Raw genomic sequence first — 1,885 nt, 5'->3', positions numbered from 1 at the left:
CGACCGGGCGCTGATCGCTTGCTCGCTTGCCTTGGCCATCGCCCCCCTCGCCGCTGTGCCGACGACCAACGGACTGCCGCTCGCCGTCCGGCAACTGAACGAGCTGCTGGCGGTGCTGTTCGCCAATATCGCCATCCTGTCCTGCGTCGTTCGCGGTCTGAAGATCGAGGGTCGATCGCTTGTCCCCGACGCGGCCGTCGTCATGCTGATCCCCGCGATCAGCATCGCCGACCTGATCGGCAGCCTGAAGGTCACGCCGCTATCGCTCAACATGGCACCGCTGGGCATCCTGGCGCTCTCGGTGCTGCTGTTGCTGGGCTTCGTTCGGCGTGCACGGGTGCTCTCGCGGCGGCTGGAACATGCCAATGCGCTGCTCGATGCGCGCATTGCCGAAAAGCAGGCCGAACTGGAAACCACTGCAGCCCTGCTGCGCCAGCGCGAGGCGGAAGCTGCCGTGCAGGGCGAACGCAGCCGCATCATGCGCGATCTGCATGATGGCCTCGGCAGCCAGCTGATGTCGATCATGCTCTCCGCACGCGTCGGAATCGCCGAACCGGCGGTCGTCGCCGAAGGTCTGCAAGCGGTGATCGACGAGATGCGGCTGATGGTGGATTCGATGGATTCGGTCGGGGAGTCGTTGAGCGCGGCCCTCGCCACGTTCAAGGCGCGGGTACAGCCCAGGATCGAGAGCACCGGCATCGCCTTCGACTGGCAGGAGGACGCAGCCATCGCAACGCTATCCGATTTCGGACCGCGCGATGTTCTGCAGATTTTCCGCGTGCTGCAGGAGGCCGTCACCAATGCGCTCAAGCATGCCGAATGCAGCCGTATCGCGGTGAATGCGGTCGTATCGGACCACCGATTGGTGCTGCAGATCGAAGACGATGGCAAGGGCATCACCACTCGGGGTCAGGCGGGACGCGGCCTCACCAACATGCGCTTGCGCGCCGCATCGGTGCAGGGTGAAGTGATAGTGGAGCCCGGAAAGGACGGCACAGGCACGCGCATCACCCTGACGCTCCCGCTTCGCCTGGCGCAGGCGGCGGAGTGACATCCCATAGCATGGTATCTTCGCATCGGTGGGATTTCGGGCAATAAGGCTTCATGACCGAGAACCAACGCCCCTCCGCACGGATCGCTATCGTCGAGGACGACCCGATGGTGCGCCAGTATTTCCAGGGCATTATCGCGATGGAGCCAGGCTTTCAAATCCTCGGCATGGCCCCCGACATCGCCAGCGCGGACGCGTTGATCGACCAGTCACCCGATCTGTTCCTGCTCGATATCGGGCTGCCCGATGGACTGGGCTATGATCTGGTACCGAAGATCAAGCAGCATGCGGGGTCCAAGGCGCTGATCATCAGCACTTTTGGCGATCGAGAAACAGTAGTAAAAGCTATTATGGCGGGCGCGGACGGCTATCTGCTCAAGGACAGCAGTCCGCAGGTCATCCTCGACGGGATTGCAGCGACGCTCGAAGGCGGAGCCCCCGTCAGTCCCGCAGCTGCGATCTATCTGCTTGGCTTCCTGCGCGCAGATCCGGAGCCGATCGGCATCGTCTCACCGGAAAGTCGGCTCTCGCAACGCGAAACCGAATTGCTTCAGGCCTTTGCCAGGGGGGAAAGCTACAAGCAGGCCGCCAGAACACTGGGCATTTCGCCGCATACGGTCGGAACCCATGTGAAGTCGATCTATCGAAAGCTCGAGGTGAACTCGCGCAGCGAAGCCATTCGCGAGGCGTTCCGCTCGGGCCAGGTCTGAACGCGGCAGCAACAGCCCTCCAAACGCAAAAAACCCGCCGGAAGGGCGGGCTTTTGCGGGGTATTCCATATTGGTTGCGGGAGCAGGATTTGAACCTGCGACCTTCAGGTTATGAGCCTGACGA

General features: G+C 62.7%; 2 protein-coding genes. Both read left to right on the top strand.

Annotation, left to right across the window (positions count from 1 at the left end; translation table 11 throughout):
• Window positions 1–1,051, top strand: a 1,051-nt coding sequence (locus AX735_RS21865; RefSeq protein WP_231750218.1) for an ATP-binding protein, incomplete at its 5' end; no start/stop codon positions are given.
• Between the two features lie 53 nt (window positions 1,052–1,104).
• The gene (locus tag AX735_RS21860; protein WP_066284758.1) at window positions 1,105–1,761 is read left to right on the top strand and encodes a response regulator; all 657 of its coding nucleotides are present in this window, start codon (window positions 1,105–1,107) and stop codon (window positions 1,759–1,761) included.
• Window positions 1,762–1,885 lie beyond the last annotated feature (124 nt).

The sequence above is a fragment of the Blastomonas sp. CCH1-A6 genome, from assembly GCF_001556365.1.
Taxonomy (GTDB): domain Bacteria; phylum Pseudomonadota; class Alphaproteobacteria; order Sphingomonadales; family Sphingomonadaceae; genus Blastomonas; species Blastomonas ursincola.
The sequence above is the reverse complement of the archived record's forward strand: the minus strand, read 5'-3'. Positions and strand labels throughout refer to the sequence as shown.

Coding starts and splice junctions, on each gene's coding strand:
- AX735_RS21860 (WP_066284758.1), top strand. CDS start 1,105: ATGACCGAGAACCAACGCCCCTCCGCACGGATCGCTATCGTCGAGGAC.